Origin of the sequence: Yoonia sp. BS5-3 (genome assembly GCF_038069655.2) — a bacterium.
Lineage (GTDB): Bacteria > Pseudomonadota > Alphaproteobacteria > Rhodobacterales > Rhodobacteraceae > Yoonia > Yoonia phaeophyticola.
On the sequence record NZ_CP150951.2, the window covers coordinates 3,336,499 to 3,351,577 of the forward strand.

A 15,079-nucleotide genomic window follows, 5' to 3' on the forward strand; every position below is an offset into this window, starting at 1 on the left:
GCACAACCCGAGCCAAGGAGCCAAGATGACACATCCTGCCGTCGGCGATATTGCACCAGATATCGCACTACCCCGTGATGGGGGCGATATTGTGAAACTGTCCGATTTTGCCGGAAAAAACGTGGTCTTGTATTTCTACCCCAAGGACGACACCCCCGGCTGCACCAAAGAAGCGATTGGGTTTACCGAAAACCAGGATGCTTTTGCCGCCCTTGATACGGTCGTACTTGGCGTTTCAAAGGACAGTGTCAAAAAACACGACAAATTCGTTGCGAAGCATGAGCTAAAAATCGCGCTTCTGTCTGACGAAGAGGGCGATGTGTGCGAGCGCTACGGCACCTGGGTCGAAAAGAAAATGTATGGCAAAACCTATATGGGGATTGAGCGCGCGACCTATTTGATCGGCGCCGATGGCAAAATCGCACAGGTCTGGCGCAAGGTGCGGGTGCCGGGCCATGTCGATGCAGTACTTGATGCGGTGCGTGCGCTTTGACCCTTTGCGAAATGGCCGTAGCCGTCTTGCAGACAGCAGATGGGCGCGCCAAAACGGCGCTGTCGCGGGAATATGCCGCCAAGTGGCAGGCGGCGCGCGCAGCAGGCGAGACAATCGAAATTGGCACAGCCTGCCCGCCGGATTTCCCTGCGCGCCCCGACAAACCAGAACTTCTCAACCCTCGCGACGTACCCCATCGTAAGCCCGGATCAACCGCTGGCCAGATCGCCCTTTTGCATGCGGTGGCCCATATTGAGCTGAACGCCGTTGATCTGCATTGGGATATCATAGCGCGTTTTTCAGACACGAAACTGCCACTTGGGTTTTACGATGATTGGGTGAAATCAGCCGACGAAGAATCAAAGCACTTCAATCTGATGTGCGACTGTCTTGAAGACATGGGCAGCTTCTACGGCGCATTGCCAGCCCATGCCGGGATGTGGCGCGCTGCCGAAGACACCGCCCATGACCTGATGGGCCGGCTTGCCGTTGTTCCCATGGTGCTTGAGGCGCGCGGCCTTGATGTGACCCCGGGCATGATTGATGTTTTCAAGCGTGCAAAACTATCCGGCGCAGTCGCCGCGCTTGAGGTGATCTACGCAGAAGAGGTTCATCACGTCGCCTACGGATCAAAATGGTTCCACTTTCTATGCGGGCGGCATGACCTGGACCCAACCGGGGTATTCCACGATCTGGTGCGCAAGTATTTCCACGGCGGGCTCAAGCCCCCTTTCAACGAAGAAAAACGCGCAGAGGCCGGTATTCCGCCCGATTTCTACTGGCCGCTGGCCAATGAACACAGCAAAGCCGGGGCGCGCAAATCCTAGGTATCGCTTAGCAAGAGATTGCGCATCCGTTCACAAATGCGTCGTGATCCGCCGGTGGCCCGCAAAATTCTTGCAGCCCGCCAAGCAACCGACTAACACGGTGTGCGACGCTGGTGTGGGGACTGGCAGACAGACCAAAGACGGGACGGAACCTCATCTTGCGATCACGGCTGACACACAGCATCCACAGATTTCTAGAGCGCCGCTTTCCAGAAAAGCGGCTTTTTCTGCGGTCCGACACCGAAACCCGATTCATCCGACTGAAACCGGAAACACAGCTTGTCGCTTGGACCGGTTGTATCTTGGTTGTGGCCTGGACAATCGTGGCGACAGCGATCTTATTGATGGACAGTATCGGCGCCGGAAATTTCCGCGCCCAGGCACAGCGCGATCAATTGACATATGAACAGCGGCTGAACGCCCTATCGGCTGAACGCGATGCACGCGCCGAAGAGGCATTGGCCGCGCAAGAGCGCTTCAACTCAGCCCTGCGGCAAATTTCAATCATGCAGACCGAGCTGCTGGCGACCGAAGAAAAGCGGCGCGAATTAGAAACAGGGCTTGAAACCGTCCAAGCCACCCTGCGCAATGCGATGCGCGCCCGCGAAGAAGCCCGCGCCGAAGTCGCCGCGCTTTCGGCCGGTGAGGATGAAGAGACCGGCGCCGCAATCACCGATGAAGCGGCAGGGACCGTCAATCTGCTTGCGTCTGCTTTGGCTGAAACGGCGGCAGAACGCGATCAGATTGCAGCCGATGCCGAATTCGCCGTTGATCACGCGCAAGAGCTGGAATTGGAACTTCGCCTGCTGCAGGAACGCAATGACCAAATTTTTCGGCAACTTGAAGAAGCGATGCTGGTTTCGGTCGAACCGCTGGATGAGATGTTCCGCGCCGCAGGTATGAACCCGGACAATCTGATTAATCAGGTGCGCCGCGGCTATTCGGGAACCGGCGGGCCGCTGACGCCGCTGCAATTCTCAACCCGCGGCGGGGAACCTGATCCGGACGCGCTGCGCGCAAACAGTATTTTAACGGCCATGGACCGGATCAATCTTTATCGGATTGCCGCGGAAAAGGCGCCATTCTCGATCCCTGTTAAGTCCAATTTCCGTTATACGTCAGGCTTTGGTCCTCGTTGGGGCCGGATGCATAATGGCACAGATTTCGCCGGCCCGATCGGCACACCGATCTACGCAACAGCCGATGGCGTGGTCACGCATGCGGGCTGGTCATCGGGTTATGGAAGGCTGATTAAGATCCAACATGACTTCGGAATTGAGACAAGATACGCACACTTGAACTCTATGGACGTGCAAGTTGGTCAAAGGGTCTCGCGTGGAGAGCGAATTGGTGCTATGGGGAATTCCGGTCGTTCTACCGGCCCACACCTTCACTACGAGGTCCGCGTCGGCGGTACCCCCGTCAACCCTATGATCTATATAAGAGCTGGACAGAATGTTTTCTAAATCCAAAATCAACGAACCCGGGCCCAAAGCGGCAGACAAAGACACCCCAAAAGGCGCCGATACAACCAAATCAGGCGGCGACTACAAAAGCGCGGCGCCCAAGGCCAAGCCTGTCGCATCGCTGATCTCTTCTGATTTGCTGATCACCGGCAACCTTAAGACATCCGGCGACATCAATGTTGAAGGTCAGGTCGACGGTGACATCCGCGCGCATCTGCTGACCGTTGGTGAAGGCGCCACCATCAAGGGCGAAGTTGTTGCAGACGATGTTGTCATCAACGGCCGGATCGTTGGCCGTGTGCGCGGGCTGAAAGTACGCCTGACATCGAACGCACGGGTCGAAGGTGACATCATTCACAAGACAATCGCCATAGAGTCCGGTGCGCATTTCGAAGGCTCTGTCCAGCGTCAAGACGACCCGCTGGCAACCGGCGCCAAGAAGATGCCAACCACATCTGGCGATGCGGCTCCAAAAGCCAAAGCATAACTTACAGCTTGATGATAGGCGCACCAAAGCGGTGCGCCTTTTTAGATCAGCTGCGCGCGCAGTGAAACTGCCGCTATTTCGGCGCGTTAGGTCATTGACGTTGCTTGGGCCGCTTCTCGTTGCCATGTCGTTTCGCACTGGTGAGAGTGAACTCTCATGAACGATCAATACCAACCCCAAGCCTGATCAATAACAGCTTAGCGAAACGGCAAACCTGACGAGGTTTGACACCACAATACAGGAACCAAAACGGCTGGAGCCTCAACGGAGGGATGCGCGTGTCCATTGATCGTACCGACCAAATTGTTCTAGCCACAGCCGTTGAACCGGGGTTCTTCATAGTTTGGGATGGCGAAAAAATCGCCGAAGTGGCACTCCCCGATAAGCGGAATCAAGTAGGGTACAGCAACGTCTCGAAACGGATGTGGTGCCTCTCATCAAGTGAGATTTGCCTGTATGATAGCGACTCGGGTCGTAAACTCGAAACGACCCCGTTTGATTCCATAGCTCCCTTTTGGGAAAGACGTATCCAAGCCACCCACACCCATCTTTTTGCGGTAAGGCAAATCAGCGCCCATGCCTGCGAGATGCTGGTGATCTCGATTGAAAATGGCGAGGTATTGCAGCGTATTGAAGGTCTTCCAAACCTTTGCCATCCCGCCGTCAAGAACGCCCCACTGGCCGTGCCAGTAACACCGAGTGGCAACCACCTTTTCGCAGCTATCGAAAGCGATGACACGCATCGATCCAGCGTTCTGGTCTCGGTTGATCCGACAATGGGCACTTTCAGCGTTGATCGGTTAGATACAAAGGGCCTGCCTGAGCCTGAATATATGTTAGGGTTTTCAACACCAAGCCCCGATGGGCGGTACTGGCTTCGGGCGCATGGCGGCCCCTTGCAAGAAAAACAACCCACACGGCGACAATGGCTGCGCCGTATCCCCGACGGGCCCAAAACATACGAGTTTGAAATCCAGCTTTGGCAGTCAGAACCCCTGCGTTTTCTGCGTACTTTGACTGTTAATCGGCTTCGCATAGATGAAATTACGGGATTGATAGGTAGGATTAGCAACGTGTATCGCGAGGACGCAAATCTTATCGCCTATAAGGCCATGATTGATATGATCGTCGCAAAGTCCCAACGCTACAAGGATCATTTCTCAAGCGGGATGCCGGTGTCTGATCTGCAAGGGACGTTAGACGAAGCCGATTTATCGTCACGGCTAGAGTATGATTGGTCGCAGCTTTCAGATACTGTATGGGATCGTAGTATCACACGTTTAATGTCGACGCTGCTGGCAGTCAGCAGCGAAAATCGATGGACCCAAGATGGTCGCGCAATCTGGATCAGCAACGCCTTACATTTCATCTGCGTCGGCGTCGACGGAAAGACGAGTTACCGTTTTCAACGCCCGAGACGAAGTAGCGATTTAAAACTTTTTCCAGGCAAAGATCGCCAAGCTGAACTCATCGGTTTCAATGTGGCCTGGCCGCTGGATGGTAATCCTGTTGCCGATGGCCTTGATCACCAGTCGTTAGAATTAACAGCCGTAGAACGGCAGGATGAGCGCGCAGCGTACCGGGAGCAATTGAAAAAGCGACGCGCCCATGCCTCGCGCCTGCGTGTTGATTGGGGGGCGCAACAAAAACCAGAAGCAGCACTACGCAACATGGCCCAAGCCTTTCGCGACGGGGCGATGCGCGAGGCTGTCGAGACATTTGACATCGACTATCGTCGCAATGGAAAAGGCGTCGCCGCGGCAAAATTCTGGTCGGACGTTCAGAAAGAAGGTGCGACCATCGTTCCCGCCTTACAAGATGCAATCGCAAGTTTTCTTGATGCGGCCCCTCGGGACAGATTTTACAAGTCTGGAAACGATGATCATGGTGAAAGCACGTTAGACGACGCGGTCGTCTGCCTTGCGTGTCTGGATGTTACGGCCATTGATACGCTTGTTCTACGATATGCCAGTCATTTCGACGGCTCCCATCACCAGTCGTTCTTTGGTAAAATCATGCCCAATGCTCTGAAAACGCATGGCTGGACAAAGGAAATGATGCGCCTGGGTATTTGGGCCGTTTTCGTTGATCGCGGCATTGCCGACGAACCAGAAACCTATTGGAACGAGGGCGGCCTAAAAGCTGCACTTCAAGACCACTATAGCGAAGATGAGACGCTTCGTATTGCCAAAGAGCTTATCCACAGGGACAGATGGCCGAGCGCGTCTGATGAATTGATAAAAAAGCTCAGAGACTGATGATGCAGGGTCAAACACAGGTTTGTATCGGATTCGGATCATTGACCGAACGATCAAACGCCAAAGGGCCTATTTTGGCACAGGCAGTGCCCTACTCCGCATTCGCTGCGTCCCGCCCCTTACCGGACATGTCTTGCGCCAGCGTCGCAGCCATGAACCCATCTAGATCACCGTCAAGCACACCTTTGGTGTCAGACGTTGTGTAGCTGGTCCGCAGGTCTTTGACCTGCTGATAAGGCTGCAACACATAGGACCGGATTTGGTTCCCCCAGCCCGCATCCCCCGCGCTTTCATGCACTTCGTTCACAAGGGCCGAGCGTTTGTCCAACTCCATCTGATAAAGCTGCGATTTCAGGGCCTTCATGGCGATATCCCGGTTCTGGTGCTGGGACTTTTCGGAACTGGTCACAACGATCCCGGTGGGGTGGTGCGTGATCCGCACAGCCGAATCGGTTGTGTTGACGTGCTGGCCGCCTGCCCCCGAGGAACGGTAGGTATCGATACGGATATCGGCAGGGTTCACCTCAATTTCGATATTGTCATCCACCACCGGGTAGACCTTGACCGACGTAAATGAGGTATGCCGCTTGGCCGCGCTATCAAAAGGCGAAATACGCACCAAGCGGTGTACGCCGCTTTCGGATTTCAGCCAACCATAGGCGTTATGGCCGCTGATCTTGTATGATGCCGATTTGATGCCCGCTTCATCCCCGGCCTGTTCGGATTGCAATTCAACTTTGTAGCCCTTGCGCTCAGCCCAGCGGACATACATCCGCGCCAGCATATTCGCCCAATCACAGCTTTCGGTGCCGCCCGCGCCGGCGTTGATATCAAGGAAAGTGTCATTGGCATCCGCCTCGCCGTCCAGCAATGCCTCAAGCTCTTTCTGGGCGGCTTTTTCCTTGAGCGCGGCAAGCGCCTCTTCCGCCTCGGTGACGACTTCGGCATCGTCTTCCATTTCGCCCAGTTCGATCAGATCGGTATTGTCTGTCAGCTCTTGTTGAATGCTGTCGTAATTCGACATCGCATCGACCAAAAGCTGGCGGTCACGCATCAGTTTCTGTGCCGCTTCGGGATCATCCCACAGGGTTGGATCCTCAACCCGCGCATTGAATTCCTCAAGCCGGTGCGGCGCGGTTTCCCGGTCCATCCGCTGTGCAAGCAGGTTCAACGATTTCTCAATCGCATCCACGATATTCTGGGTCTCTGCGCGCATTTGGCACCTATTGGGGTCGCTTGGATTGTCAGGAGGTCTTACAGCGCAGCGCGCATGGCGACAAGCGGTCAGTAAAGACCGCCTGTCGACAGTGTTCCAAAGGTGGCCTTGGGCCCTACTGTGGCTGTTTCACCGGTCGATGTTGTGACCTGCCGACCCGCCTGCTGCGCCTCATCAAAAAGCGGCAGATCAGCCGACATCGCAAAGCCGCCGTCAAACATGATGCCGAAAAGCGGCTCTTCGCCCGGGCGGAAACATTCGGCAATCACGTTGTCGCCCGATGCCTCTGGCGGCAGACGCGCGCCGCTGAAACGGTCGATTTTGATAAACTGGCAGGACTCTGGCACTTCGAAAGGCCCTGCCCCGTAACGGTCAATGGCTTCGGCCATAAACCGGTTAAAGACCGGCCCGCAATTGCCGCCGCCCGATGCACCACGGCCCAGGCTGCGCGGCGTATCATATCCGATATAGCACCCGGCCACGATGTTCGACGAGAAGCCAACAAACCAAACATCTTTCGCGTCATTTGTGGTGCCGGTCTTACCTGCGATCGGCACTGGCAGGTTCACCGTGCTCGCGGCTGTTCCGCGATCAACCACACCTTTCATCATCGATGTCAGCTGATAAGCGGTGATTTCATTCATCACCCGCACGCGGTTAGACACAACGCGCGGCGCTTCGCCCTCAGCCAACACATAGCCTTCGCAATTCACGCAGTTGCGCTGATCATGCCGATACACAGTGTTGCCGTAGCGGTCTTGCACCCGGTCGACCAATGTCGGTTCAACCCGTTCGCCCCCATTGGCGAACATCGCATAGGCCGCCACCATTTTGAAAAGGGTTGTTTCGTCTGATCCAAGCGAGGCCGCCAGAACCCGGTTCATATCCTGATAGACCCCGAACCGTTCCGCATAGAGACCCACCGTATCAATCCCAATTTCCTGCGCCAGACGGATGGTCATCAGGTTCCGCGACCGTTCAATCCCGGTGCGCAATGGGGTCGGCCCATAAAACTGGTTTGAGGCGTTGCGCGGCCGCCAGATCCCATCGCCTGTATTGATCGCAATCGGCGCATCGACAACGATGGTTGCAGGCGAATAGCCGCTATCCAACGCTGCTGCATAAACAAATGGTTTAAAGGATGAGCCAGGCTGCCGCTGCGCTTGCGTCGCCCGATTAAACACGGAATGCTGATAGCTAAAGCCACCCTGCATCGCGATAACGCGGCCTGTATTGACGTCCATCGCCATAAAGCCGCCCTGAACTTCAGGCACCTGGCGCAGCGACCAGCGTTGGAAATTTCCATCGCCATCAGTCAGGCGGCGCACAAAGACCACATCGCCCGGGGTGTAATTGTCGAAGAAGTCACCAATGAGCCACCGGATATCAGCGCGCGGAACCACAAAAGGCTCAGCGTCGCTCTCAACAACGTCCTCAATCCCGATGGTCAACGTGTTTTCGGCAACATCACGAATAACCGCAGGATACCAGCGGCCGCCCAAATCGATGTCGCGCGGAACATTGACCGCAGCCAGGGCCGCGCGCCAGTCGGCTTCATTTGCCAGCGCCTCTTCGGGGATGGTTTGGCCGGTACCGCGCCATTCGCCCTGCTCGCGGTCATAATCCTCTAATGCGGTCTGTAGCGAATGCCGGGCAATGATTTGCAATTCAGGATCAACCGTTGCGCGGATCGAAAGACCACCAGAGAAGAACTCCTCTTCCCCGAAGTTCTGGCTCAGCTGACGGCGGATTTCATCAGTAAAGTAGTCCCGATCCGGCAGGCTGTTGCGGAAACTGTCGTAATCGCCGCCCTGCACGGATAAAAGCGGCGCTTCGCGTTCAGCATCATAGGTGGCCTGGTCGATATAGCCGTTTTCAAACATCTCGCGCAGCGTGTTGTTACGCCAGAAAATCGCGGCATCGCGGTCATCAACAGGGTGACGGTTGCTAGGTGCTTTTGGCAGTGACGCAAGATAGGCCGCTTCACCCGGCGACAAATCGGTCAGCGGTTTGTTAAAATAGGTCAGTGCCGCAGCGGTCACACCATAGCTGTTTTCGCCCAGGAAAATCTCGTTCAGATAAAGCTCAAGGATACGTTCTTTGGGCATCGCCCCTTCGATCCGGGCAGCGAGAATGATCTCTCTGATCTTGCGCTCAGCCGTCCGCGATCCGTCAAGCAGGAAGTTCTTCATCACCTGTTGGGTAATGGTCGACGCACCGCGCAAGTTTTCACCCCGCGACTGCACCGCATCGATGAACGCAGACACCATACCGACCGGGTCATAGCCCGCATGTTCGTAGAAATTCTTGTCCTCTGCCGAGATAAAGGCCTGTTTGACGATGTCCGGGATTTCTTCGGCAGGTGTGAACAGCCGCCGTTCAATCGCAAATTCGTCAATGATCTGCCCCTCGCCAGAATAGATCCGGCTGATCGTCTTGGGGGTATATTGCGACAGGGTCTCATAGCTGGGCAAATCCCGCCCATAGACATACAAAACGCCGCCAATAACGAAGACGCCCATGAACATGCCAAGGGTCACCAGCGTAAAAAGCCCGCCGAAAAACGAAAGAAGAAAGCGCAGCAAGGTATCGATCCATCCTGAAATTGCTAGGCCGGTTATACGCTGTGCCGGGCCAATGGTCAAAAGGCGTCATGGTGTTTTTATCGGCGTTGGGCCGTAAAGCGCTTCACTTTTGAATGATACAGCTAGCCCCGGCCTAACGGGCGTGTGCGATCACGGCGGCCGCAATGGCACGCGCAATCCGTGCCCGCCCTTCGGCACTGGTCAACACGGCGCGATCCTGTGCGCTGGACAGAAACCCCACCTCGATCAAAACGCTGGGAAAATCGGCGGCCGAAAGGACCGCAAACGCCCCTTCCCGGCGCGGACGGGAATTCATACGCACACCCTCAGAGGTCATGGCCCGTACCAGCATATCAGCAAAGCGCTGGCCCGCCGGGCCCGTTTCAGCCCGCGCCAGGTCCATCAATGCGGTCGCCACGCGGTCGCCTTGCGCATCCAAATCGACGCCCGATAGCAAATCGTCCCGTTCATGCCGTTCCACCAATTGCGCCGCCGCCCGATCCTGAGAATCGGTAGCAAGCGTATAGATGGACGCCCCCGTTGCCGCATCCTCTGCCAATGCATCCGCATGAAGCGAAATGAACAGATCGGCCTTCGCCGCGCGGGCGATACTCATCCGGGTGAAAAGCGGCACAAAAACATCGCGGTCCCGTGTCAGAACCACCTTGATCCCCGCAACGCCTTGCAAAAGCTCGGCTACCTCATTGGCAAAGGTCAACATCAGATCGGCTTCATTGATGCCGCTACGCTCGGCCCCCGGATCAATGCCGCCATGGCCAGGATCAAGCACAACGACAAAATCATGCGCAACGTGCCGATCCCGTTCTGGCACTTGCGTAGGTGCAATTGCCCCTGCAGCGTCTGGCGCGCCCGCAGCAGCCGCGAACTCAGCAGGCGACGCGCGTTTCAGTACGATGTTTAGGTCTGCACCTTCAGGGCTGCGCTGCATCCCTGCCTTATCGACCAACAGTGGCTCGGACAGATCGATCACCATCCGGGACCAGCCAGGCTGGAACGGACCAAACCGCAGAGCTGTCGCGCGATCGCCGCTCAGAATATCCGACAGGTCCAGGTTTTCAGCGTCCAGCCCTTCGAAATCGATGACCAACCGACGCGGCGCATCCAGCGTAAAGATGCGGTATGGCACGATATCGGAGAGGCCAAGTTCGATTTCCAGACGCCACCAACCGTCTTGAATGCGACTGCGATCAGGATCGACAAAGGCCTGCGCAACCGCATGTGACCCCAGACAGATCAAAAGGCAAAGCCACCGGATCAAGCGCCCCGCCCTTTCATAAAGCGGGCCAGGCGGTCCAGACCTTCAACGATATCCGCTGTCCCGCGTGCATAGGAAAAACGCAGCCAATGCTGCCCACGTGCAGCATCAAAATCAAGTCCGGGCGTGACGGCCACCCCCGCCTTTTCAAGGATTTCGGCCGAAAAGGCCAAAGCATCATGCGTATGGTCTGAGACATCGACATAAACATAAAACGCCCCATCAGGCGGCGCGAAACGGTCAAAGCCTGCAGCTTTCAGCCCCGCGATCATCAGACCACGATTAGCTGCGTAAACGGCTTTGTTCGCCTCCAGCTCATCGGTGCAATCCATCGCATGCAAGGCCAGACGCTGCGCGGCATGTGGCGCACAAATGAACATGTTTTGCGCCAGACGTTCGACCAGACGCACATGATCATCAGGAATAATCATCCAACCGACACGCCAGCCGGTCATGGAAAAGTACTTTGAGAACGAATTGATGACATAGACATCATCCGTGACCTCAAGCGCTGTCACCGGTTTTATGTCGTAATCAATCCCATGGTATATCTCGTCAGAGATCAACGCGGCATCACCCGCCGCGCACGCATCGCTCAGCGCCTTCAGATCGCCGCGATCCAGCATGGTCCCTGTCGGATTGGCTGGTGATGCAACCAGCAATCCGGCCAAATCGTGATCTGCAACATCACTGGGCAGCGGCTGAAAGCGCTGCGCGTAGGTGGTCGGGATATCGACGGGGGTTAGCCCAACAGCCTTTAAGATTTGGCGGTAAGACGGGTAGCAAGGCGTGCCCATGCCGACACGCGCGCCATTGTCGAACAGCGCAGAGAAGGCCAGCAGAAACGCGCCCGACGCGCCACTGGTGACAACCACACGGGCAGGATCAAGATCAACGCCATACCAATCCGCATAATGGCGTGCGATCCGCGCGCGCAGTGCGGGCAGGCCCAGACCAACCGTATAACCCAGCGGGTCTTGCATATCCGCCACCAGCTTGGCCTTCGCGACTTCGGGCGCGCCGGTGCCGGGCTGTCCGACCTCCATGTGGATGATGTGGCGGCCCTGATCTTCGGCTTTGCGCGCGGCTTCCATCACATCCATGACGATAAAGGGATCGACGTCGCCCCGCTTTGAATGTCGCATTTGCCCGGCCTCGCTGTTTTGGCGACTATGTGCCCTTCACCGCCATGTGACGTCAATGCATCTTGGCAAAACCGCGGTGATATGGTCTGTAGCCCGCGTGCACAGAATATGAGATCCGTCATGACAATTCGCCTTGCCCTGCCCGTTTGCCTTGCCCTTGCAGCACCGGCGCAAGCCTTTGACATGGACGCAATGACCCCAGAAGAAAGGGCCGCTTTCCAGGCTGAGGTGCGGACCTACCTGCTTGAAAACCCTGAGGTTATCCGCGACGCGATCGGTGTTTTGCAGCTGCGTGAACGGCAGGCTGAAATCCTACGCGATCAACAGCTGGCCCGGGCGAATGCCGACGCATTGTTTAACGACGCGCATTCCTTTGTTGGCGGAAACCCTGACGGCGACATCACCATTGTCGAGTTCATGGATTACCGCTGCGGCTATTGTAAACGGGCCTTTCCAGAGGTCGAAGCACTGCTCGGGGAAGATACGAATATCCGCTTTGTCGTCAAAGAGCTCCCAATCTTAGGTGAACCTTCGCTGCTTGCATCGCGTTACGCTGTCGCAACCAAGATTGTTGCGGGCGACGCCGCCTATAAAGACATCCACGACACGCTGATGGAATTTGATGGTGAGATCACACCTGCGGCCCTCACCCGCCTCAGCGAGGCTTTCGTGCTGGATCATGCGGCGATCACCGCGGCCATGGACAGCGATGAAGTCACAGATGTGCTGGTCCAGAACCGTGCATTGGCCGACCAGTTGCAGATCACTGGCACGCCCGCATTCGTTGTGGGTGATCAAATGGTCCGCGGTTTCATCCCCGCAGACCAGATGCTGCTGATCGTCGCCGATTTGCGCGGCCAAAGCGAATAGGCAATCACGGATCTACTCAGCCGCGACAGCCTTTTCAGCATCCAGTTCCGCCGCTTTCTTTTCAACCTGTTCGACGATGTGATCAATCATTTCGTCGTTGTTCTGCTTATGACTTTGCTTGCCCGCCAGATAGACCATGCCAGAACCGGCGCCGCCCCCGGTAAAGCCGACATCGGTCATCAAGGCCTCACCCGGCCCATTGACCACACAGCCAATAATCGACAGGGACATGGGCGTTTTGATATGCTCAAGGCGCTTTTCAAGGGCCTCAACCGTTTTAATGACGTCAAAGCCCTGACGCGCGCATGACGGGCAAGAAATGATGTTCACACCGCGATGGCGCAGGCCCAGAGATTTCAAAATCTCATACCCGACTTTCACCTCTTCGACCGGATCGGCAGACAGCGATACGCGGATCGTATCGCCGATACCCATCCATAGAAGATTACCCAGACCAATCGCGGACTTGATGGTGCCAGACATCAACCCGCCCGCCTCAGTAATCCCAAGATGGATCGGCGCATCTGTGGCTTCGGCAAGTTGCTGATAGGCCGCCGCCGCCATAAACACATCGGACGCTTTGCAAGAGATTTTGAATTCGTGAAAATCGTTGTCCTGCAATATCTTAATATGATCCAGCCCGCTTTCGACCATCGCATCGGGGCAAGGCTCACCATATTTATCAAGCAGGTGTTTTTCGAGCGATCCGGCGTTCACCCCAATCCGAATGGAACAATTGTAATCGCGGGCGGCTTTGATCACCTCTTTGACGCGGGTCTCATCGCCAATATTCCCCGGATTGATCCGCAAACAGGCCGCACCAGCCTCGGCCGCCTCGATCCCGCGCTTATAGTGAAAATGGATATCCGCAACGATGGGGACAGATACCTCGGGGATAATGTCCTTCAATGCAGCGCTGGAGGCCTGATCTGGCACCGAAACGCGGACGATATCGGCGCCGGCATCAGCGGCAGCATTGATCTGTGCGATGGTCGCTTTGACATCTGTGGTCAATGTGTTGGTCATGGTCTGCACCGTAATCGGCGCATCGCCCCCGACTGGCACGGGACCGACCATAATCTGACGGGATTTTCGGCGGTAAATATTCCGCCATGGGCGGATATGGTTCATCGACATGGGATGTGCTTTCGCCAAGATGTGCTTTGCGCGTAACCTATGCAGCAAAGCGGCCTTCGGCAAGACGCACCGCCTGCGGTTATTCGTCCGATACCACTTCTGCGAAATTCACGATTTCGGCAAGATCATCATCACGGGTCAGATCCGCAACGGCATAGGTCTGGGTCAGGCTTTCGCTGCTAAGGGCAACATTTGACGTCACAACGCCGCGTTCGCCCACGGGGCCGTAATGAACGCCGTTTACGGCAAAGTACATGGCGCCGCTTTCACCAACACGCAAGACGGCAGGCTCTTCGGTTTGCGGCACAACGAAATTATCGCCCGGCTCCATGACCGTCTCAAAAATCACAGTGCCATCAGCGGATTGCACGCGCACCCATGATGGGCGGACCGCGACCAGCTGGACCTCGGGCACAGGTTGTTCAACCACCTGTATGGGCGGTAGCGCGGGCAAATCATTGGCCGCTTCGGCCACCGCGACGGGCGGCTCAAAACGATCATCGGGCACCAATGCCCCAATAGAGCTTGGGTTCAGGGTCGAAATCGGCGCATCGCGCGCGACCAGCACAGGCACATCCAAGGCCTGGGGCCGGTAAAGGCGATCCAGCGCTTCGCGTGTCGGCTGATCAGCCACCGCCAATGGATCGCTGGTGCGCAAGGTATTGGATGCACCGGCCAATGGATCAATGTCGGACACGACGACCGGCGTCTGTTCGACGGGTGCGAATTGCACCTTTTGGACTTCTTGCAAGACGGTCCATCCGCCATAGCCCAAACCGCCAACCAAGGCGATCAGAACAACGATAGACCCAATCGCACGCGGCTCAACACCCGAGAAGACAGCTTCATTCGCCGGAATGAATGGGGTTGCCGAGGCTGAGAAGATATCTTTGCCCAAAGGTGTAGAGGCCAGATCAACGCCCGTCGGCCGGATTGAGGATGCCTCAGCTGACATGCCGTGGGCAGTTTCAAAACCGCTCTCCTGACAAAACGCCTCAAACGCGTCGTCAGGGTCCATGTTCAAATAGCGGGCATATGAGCGGACGTAACCGGCAATAAATCCAGGAGTATCAAAAGCAGAAGGGTCAGCGTTTTCGATTGCGGCGATGTAAGCGGCCTTAATCTTAAGCTCGCGTTGAACGTCCAACAGGCTTTTGCCCATCGTCGCACGCTCACCGCGCATCAAATCGCCTAACCGCAACTCGAAATCGTCAAACCCTTTGGCTTGCACGTCCTCCGATGCGTCATCACGCTTGAAGGTCTTCCCGATCATCGACTGTCCCGTCGCCTATCTGCCCCTAAGCGCGCGTCATCGCGAA

At 56.3% G+C, this 15,079-nt stretch carries 12 protein-coding genes; 6 read left to right on the forward strand and 6 right to left on the reverse strand.

Annotated elements, in window-relative coordinates; genetic code table 11:
• The first annotated feature begins 25 nt into the window (after positions 1-25).
• From bcp to AABB29_RS16885, 5 genes are all read left to right on the forward strand, one after another.
• The gene (gene bcp / locus AABB29_RS16865; protein WP_341365807.1) at positions 26-493 is read left to right on the forward strand and encodes a thioredoxin-dependent thiol peroxidase; all 468 of its coding nucleotides are present in this window, start codon (positions 26-28) and stop codon (positions 491-493) included.
• A gap of 11 nt (positions 494-504) precedes the next feature.
• A complete protein-coding gene (locus AABB29_RS16870) occupies positions 505-1,320 on the forward strand; it encodes a ferritin-like domain-containing protein (protein ID WP_341369062.1) in 816 nt (271 codons plus the stop codon).
• A gap of 158 nt (positions 1,321-1,478) precedes the next feature.
• Entirely contained in the window at positions 1,479-2,786 is a 1,308-nt protein-coding gene (locus tag AABB29_RS16875) for a M23 family metallopeptidase (protein WP_341365806.1), read from the forward strand.
• Complete coding sequence (locus AABB29_RS16880; protein ID WP_341365805.1) at positions 2,776-3,273, forward strand: polymer-forming cytoskeletal protein; 498 nt, start codon at positions 2,776-2,778, stop codon at positions 3,271-3,273. The genes AABB29_RS16875 and AABB29_RS16880 overlap by 11 nt, the downstream gene beginning before the upstream one ends.
• 278 nt (positions 3,274-3,551) lie before the next feature.
• Positions 3,552-5,531 carry a hypothetical protein gene (locus AABB29_RS16885; protein WP_341365804.1) on the forward strand — a complete coding sequence of 660 codons (1,980 nt, stop codon included), beginning with the start codon at positions 3,552-3,554 and terminating at the stop codon, positions 5,529-5,531.
• Positions 5,532-5,622: 91 nt separating this feature from the next.
• On the opposite strand, the gene prfB is transcribed toward AABB29_RS16885, so the two are convergent.
• The 4 genes from prfB to AABB29_RS16905 form a co-directional block, all read right to left on the reverse strand.
• Entirely contained in the window at positions 5,623-6,747 is a 1,125-nt protein-coding gene (gene prfB, locus AABB29_RS16890) for a peptide chain release factor 2 (RefSeq protein ID WP_341365803.1), read from the reverse strand.
• 68 nt (positions 6,748-6,815) lie between these two features.
• Positions 6,816-9,332 carry a PBP1A family penicillin-binding protein gene (locus AABB29_RS16895; RefSeq protein ID WP_341365802.1) on the reverse strand — a complete coding sequence of 839 codons (2,517 nt, stop codon included), beginning with the start codon at positions 9,330-9,332 and terminating at the stop codon, positions 6,816-6,818.
• 133 nt (positions 9,333-9,465) lie between these two features.
• Positions 9,466-10,611 (reverse strand): N-acetylmuramoyl-L-alanine amidase, encoded by a 1,146-nt coding sequence (locus AABB29_RS16900; protein WP_341365801.1) that lies wholly within the window; start codon positions 10,609-10,611, stop codon positions 9,466-9,468.
• Positions 10,608-11,753 (reverse strand): aminotransferase class I/II-fold pyridoxal phosphate-dependent enzyme, encoded by a 1,146-nt coding sequence (locus AABB29_RS16905; RefSeq protein WP_341365800.1) that lies wholly within the window; start codon positions 11,751-11,753, stop codon positions 10,608-10,610. The genes AABB29_RS16900 and AABB29_RS16905 overlap by 4 nt, the downstream gene beginning before the upstream one ends.
• A gap of 120 nt (positions 11,754-11,873) precedes the next feature.
• On the opposite strand from AABB29_RS16905, the gene AABB29_RS16910 reads away from it, so the two are divergent.
• On the forward strand, positions 11,874-12,623 hold the full coding sequence (locus AABB29_RS16910) for a DsbA family protein (protein WP_341365799.1): 750 nt from the start codon (positions 11,874-11,876) through the stop codon (positions 12,621-12,623).
• A gap of 12 nt (positions 12,624-12,635) precedes the next feature.
• Here the strand turns inward: AABB29_RS16910 and ispG are convergent, their stop codons facing one another.
• Both ispG and AABB29_RS16920 read right to left on the reverse strand, forming a co-directional pair.
• On the reverse strand, positions 12,636-13,760 hold the full coding sequence (gene ispG, locus AABB29_RS16915; protein WP_341365798.1) for a flavodoxin-dependent (E)-4-hydroxy-3-methylbut-2-enyl-diphosphate synthase: 1,125 nt from the start codon (positions 13,758-13,760) through the stop codon (positions 12,636-12,638).
• A gap of 79 nt (positions 13,761-13,839) precedes the next feature.
• On the reverse strand, positions 13,840-15,033 hold the full coding sequence (locus AABB29_RS16920) for a RodZ domain-containing protein (protein ID WP_341365797.1): 1,194 nt from the start codon (positions 15,031-15,033) through the stop codon (positions 13,840-13,842).
• Positions 15,034-15,079: the final 46 nt, after the last annotated feature.

Coding starts and splice junctions, on each gene's coding strand:
- bcp (WP_341365807.1), top strand. CDS start 26: ATGACACATCCTGCCGTCGGCGATATTGCACCAGATATCGCACTACCC.
- AABB29_RS16870 (WP_341369062.1), top strand. CDS start 505: ATGGCCGTAGCCGTCTTGCAGACAGCAGATGGGCGCGCCAAAACGGCG.
- AABB29_RS16880 (WP_341365805.1), top strand. CDS start 2,776: ATGTTTTCTAAATCCAAAATCAACGAACCCGGGCCCAAAGCGGCAGAC.
- ispG (WP_341365798.1), bottom strand. CDS start 13,760: ATGTCGATGAACCATATCCGCCCATGGCGGAATATTTACCGCCGAAAA.
- prfB (WP_341365803.1), bottom strand. CDS start 6,747: ATGCGCGCAGAGACCCAGAATATCGTGGATGCGATTGAGAAATCGTTG.
- AABB29_RS16910 (WP_341365799.1), top strand. CDS start 11,874: ATGACAATTCGCCTTGCCCTGCCCGTTTGCCTTGCCCTTGCAGCACCG.
- AABB29_RS16920 (WP_341365797.1), bottom strand. CDS start 15,033: ATGATCGGGAAGACCTTCAAGCGTGATGACGCATCGGAGGACGTGCAA.
- AABB29_RS16905 (WP_341365800.1), bottom strand. CDS start 11,753: ATGCGACATTCAAAGCGGGGCGACGTCGATCCCTTTATCGTCATGGAT.